The sequence below is a fragment of the Blastococcus carthaginiensis genome, assembly GCF_030731085.1.
GTDB lineage: Bacteria > Actinomycetota > Actinomycetes > Mycobacteriales > Geodermatophilaceae > Blastococcus > Blastococcus carthaginiensis.
This window is the reverse complement of the sequence record NZ_JASNFN010000050.1, coordinates 1-3,460: the sequence shown is the minus strand read 5'-3', so window position 1 is coordinate 3,460 and position 3,460 is coordinate 1. Positions and strand designations below refer to the sequence as shown.

The window sequence follows — 3,460 nt, the reverse complement described above, 5'->3', positions numbered from 1 at the left end:
CCCTGCAGGTGTACGGCAACACCCCCGACCCCCAGCTGCGGCTGATCACCTGCGGCGGCGAGTTCGACCCCGTCGCCCGCAGCTACGAGGACAACGTCGTCGCCTACGCCACCCTGGCCGGCACCCGCCCCGCCTGACCGGTCCGGCCGCTGCCGTCACACGGCGACGGCGGTGACGAAGGTGCAGATCCCCTCGCCGGACTCGGCCCGCGGCCGCAGCCCGATCGCCCACAGCAGCGCCGTCTCGACCCGGTGGGCGAGACGCCGGGGCCCGACGTACCAGGTCGACCCGCCGCTGGTGACGGTGATGTCCTCGAACCCCGCCGTGCGCACGTGCTCGACGAGCAGCCAGTCGGGGAGGATCGAGATGTGGCCGGGCTGGTAGTAGTGGCCCGGCCCGAAGATGAACGGCGCGCCGCGCAGGAACATCTTCAGCCGCGAGTGCGGGTGGCCGACGTTCGGCGTGCTCACCAGCAGCTTGCCGCCCGGCTGCAGCAACGACCGCATCGAGCGCAGCACCTTCCGCGGGTTCTCCACGTGCTCGAGCGTCTCGACGCAGACCACCATGTCGAAGGGGCCGCGGGTCTCCCCGGTCCACTGCGGGTCGTCGAGGTCGAGGCGGTGGATCCAGTCGTGCGGCGGGTCGAGGTCGGTGGGGACGACGTCGAAGCCCGCCTCCCGCAGCCGGCACGCCAGCGCGCCGCAGCCGGCGCCCACCTCCAGGATCCGGCCGCCCTCGGGCAGCTGCTGCCGGACCAGGTCGAGCGCGTACTCGTGCACGCCCGGGGCGGCGTGCACGCCGTGCCCCTGGTAGGACCAGACCGCCGCCGTGCGATGGGTCGAGCCCTCGTCCACTGTCACGTCCGGAGTGTGGCCCACCGGCGGGCAGCCCGCGCGCGGTCGGCGCGGGCTCAGCCGAGCAGGCGGAGGACACCCTGCGGGGACTGCTGGGCCTGGGCGAGCATCGCCGTCCCGGCCTGGGAGAGCACCTGGGCGCGGGTCAGCGCGCTCATCTCGGCCGCCATGTCGGTGTCGCGGATCCGCGACCAGGACGCGGTGGTGTTCTCGACCGCGACGTCGAGCCGGGCCGCGGTGTGCGCCAGCCGGTTCTCGATGGCGCCGAGATCGGCCCGCGCGGAACCGACCCACCGGATCGCGGTGTCGATGGCGCGTACCGCCGTCCCGGTATCCAGCTGGGGGTCGTACCGCAGGCTCAGCCGCTGCCCGTCCGCGGTCGTCGACCCGGGGCCGGGGTTGTCACCGGTGAAGACCAGCTCGCCGGAGGTGGCCACCACCGGCATGCCGGCGGTGCCCAGGGCCGCCCGCGCCGCGAGGTTGATCGTGTCGATGTGGTCCTGGGCGGTGACGTCACCGGTGTAGTCGACGGTGCCGAGGTCGAACGTCCGGCCGGCGTAGCTGATCGTCCCCGTGAGGTCCCGGTAGGCGGCTTCCAGGCTGCCGGGTGTGATGAAGTCCCCCGCGAGGGACAGCCGGCCGGAGGTCGGCACGCCCTCCTCGTCGGAGACGGCCGGGGTCGCCGTGGCCCGGGCCGCGGAGCCGGCCGCCGTGCGGGCGACATCGATGCCTCCGATGCCGAGCCCCTCGGCGTCCATCCCCCTACCGGCCCCGCCGATCACGACGGTGATCGTCTCGCCCACCTCCGAGCCCACCTGGAAGGTGCCGCGGTAGGAGCCGTCGAGCAGCGGGGTGCCGTTGAAGGCGGTGACCGTGGCGATCCGGGTGAGCTCGGCGGCGAGCTGGTCGATCTCGCGCTGGACCGCTGCCTTCGCGGAGGCGTCGAGCGCCCCGTCGTTGGCCGCCTGCACCGTCAGGTCGCGCATGCGCTGCAGCACGGACGTCGACTGCGCCAGGGCCCCCTCGGCCGTGCGGACGACGCTGATGCCGTCGTGGGTGTTGCGCACCGCCTGGCGCATGCCACCGATGCGTGACCGGAGGCCCTCCGCCACCGCCAGCCCGGCGGCGTCGTCGGCGGCCCGGTTGATGCGCAGCCCTGACGCCAGGCGTTCCAGCGACCGCCCTGCAGCCCGGTCGCTCCCCGCGAGGACCCGGTGGGTTTTGAGCGCCGCGACGTTCGTGCTGATCCGCACGCCGACCTCCCCGCCCGTCCCGCGCCCAGCGACCGTGATTCTCAACGGCGGGTGGTGGGCCGGTCTTCAGCCGAACCGGCCGACGATCCTCCGCGCCCCCACCGGCGCCTGCGCAGCGAGGCCATCGGGCTGTGCCAGGGTGTGCGCCGTGATCCCCGAGCTCCCTCCCGCCGGCCGGTGACCGCCGCGGCGGTCGCGGTGCCCGCGCTGCTGGGCGTGCTCGCCGGAGCGGTGGCCGACCGGCTCGCCGCGGCCTTCCCCTGGGACGGGGGGGAGCCGCGGCCCCGCCGGGCGCTGCCGTTCCCGGTGACGGAGCTGCTCACGGCCGCGCTGTTCGGGCTCGTGGCGCTGCGACTCGGCGCGGTCTGGGCGCTGCCGGCCTTCCTGGTCGTCACCGGGGCGGGCGTGCTCCTCGCGCTGGTCGACCTGCGCCACCGGCTGCTGCCCAACCGCGTCACCGGGCCGGCGGTCGCGGCCACTGCGGCCCTGCTCCTCGTCGCCGCGGCGGCGCAGGGCACCTGGGACCAGCTGCTGCGCGCCGGGTCGGCGGCCGCCGTCCTCTTCTGCGGCTTCCTGGTCATGGCGCTGATCTCGCCCGCCGGCCTCGGCATGGGGGACGTCAAGCTCGCGGCCCTCATCGGCCTGCCGCTGGGCTGGCTGGGCTGGGACGCGGTGCTCTTGGGGGCGGTCGCGGGATTCGTGGTGCAGGCGGCGGTGGCCCTCGTGCTGCTGCTCACCCGGCGGGTCGGCCGGCGGAGCGAGCTGCCCTTCGGGCCGGCGATGCTGGCGGGCGCCGCGCTCGCCGTGGGCTGGGGCGGCGCCCTGCTCGGCTGATCTGCTCGCGCAGCGTGATCTGCCCCGGCGTCGGGTCGCCCGTCCGACGGGCCGGTGTCCACCGTTCGGGTGAACGGCGCTCAAGCCGCGGCGTGTCCTGCACGACAACTCTCCCCAGCAGCCGCACAGGCCGGGTCACCCGATCCTGCCGGACGGCCGACACCTCAGGGAGTGCACGTGATCAACGCCTACGCCACCATCGCCAGCTTCGTCGCGGTCGCCCAGGAGCGCCTGCGCCGGGACGAGAAGGGCGCCACCGCCGTCGAGTACGGCCTCATGGTCGGCCTCATCGCCGTCGTCATCATCGTCGCGGTCACCGCGCTGGGCGACAACCTCTCCACGATGTTCGACGGCATCGCCGACGAGATCGGTGGCACCGGCGGCACCGGCACCACGACCACGACCACGACCCCCTGATCCACCCGCTGCTGCGCGACGACGTAGCGGTTCGGGGGGGGGGGCGCCCCCCCCGGGGCCCCGGGCCCCGGCGCCCGGGCGGGGGGGGGGGGGTGGGGGGGG

Annotated in this window: 4 protein-coding genes; 2 read left to right on the top strand and 2 right to left on the bottom strand. The window is 75.2% G+C overall.

The genetic code is table 11. The annotated features are described in order from the left end of the window. Positions 1 to 155: 155 nt before the first annotated feature. Together QOZ88_RS22680 and QOZ88_RS22675 are read right to left on the bottom strand one after the other, a co-directional pair. On the bottom strand, positions 156 to 860 hold the full coding sequence (locus QOZ88_RS22680) for a class I SAM-dependent methyltransferase (protein WP_306001946.1): 705 nt from the start codon (positions 858 to 860) through the stop codon (positions 156 to 158). Between the two features lie 50 nt (positions 861 to 910). Further along, complete coding sequence (locus tag QOZ88_RS22675) at positions 911 to 2,107, bottom strand: flagellin N-terminal helical domain-containing protein (protein ID WP_306001945.1); 1,197 nt, start codon at positions 2,105 to 2,107, stop codon at positions 911 to 913. Positions 2,108 to 2,284: 177 nt separating this feature from the next. Between QOZ88_RS22675 and QOZ88_RS22670 the strand changes: the two genes are divergently transcribed. Together QOZ88_RS22670 and QOZ88_RS22665 are read left to right on the top strand one after the other, a co-directional pair. After that, positions 2,285 to 2,941 carry a prepilin peptidase gene (locus tag QOZ88_RS22670; RefSeq protein WP_306001944.1) on the top strand — a complete coding sequence of 219 codons (657 nt, stop codon included), beginning with the start codon at positions 2,285 to 2,287 and terminating at the stop codon, positions 2,939 to 2,941. Between the two features lie 177 nt (positions 2,942 to 3,118). Further along, positions 3,119 to 3,358, top strand: a complete 240-nt coding sequence (locus QOZ88_RS22665) for a Flp family type IVb pilin (protein ID WP_306001943.1) — start codon at positions 3,119 to 3,121, stop codon at positions 3,356 to 3,358. The last annotated feature ends 102 nt before the right edge of the window (positions 3,359 to 3,460 follow it).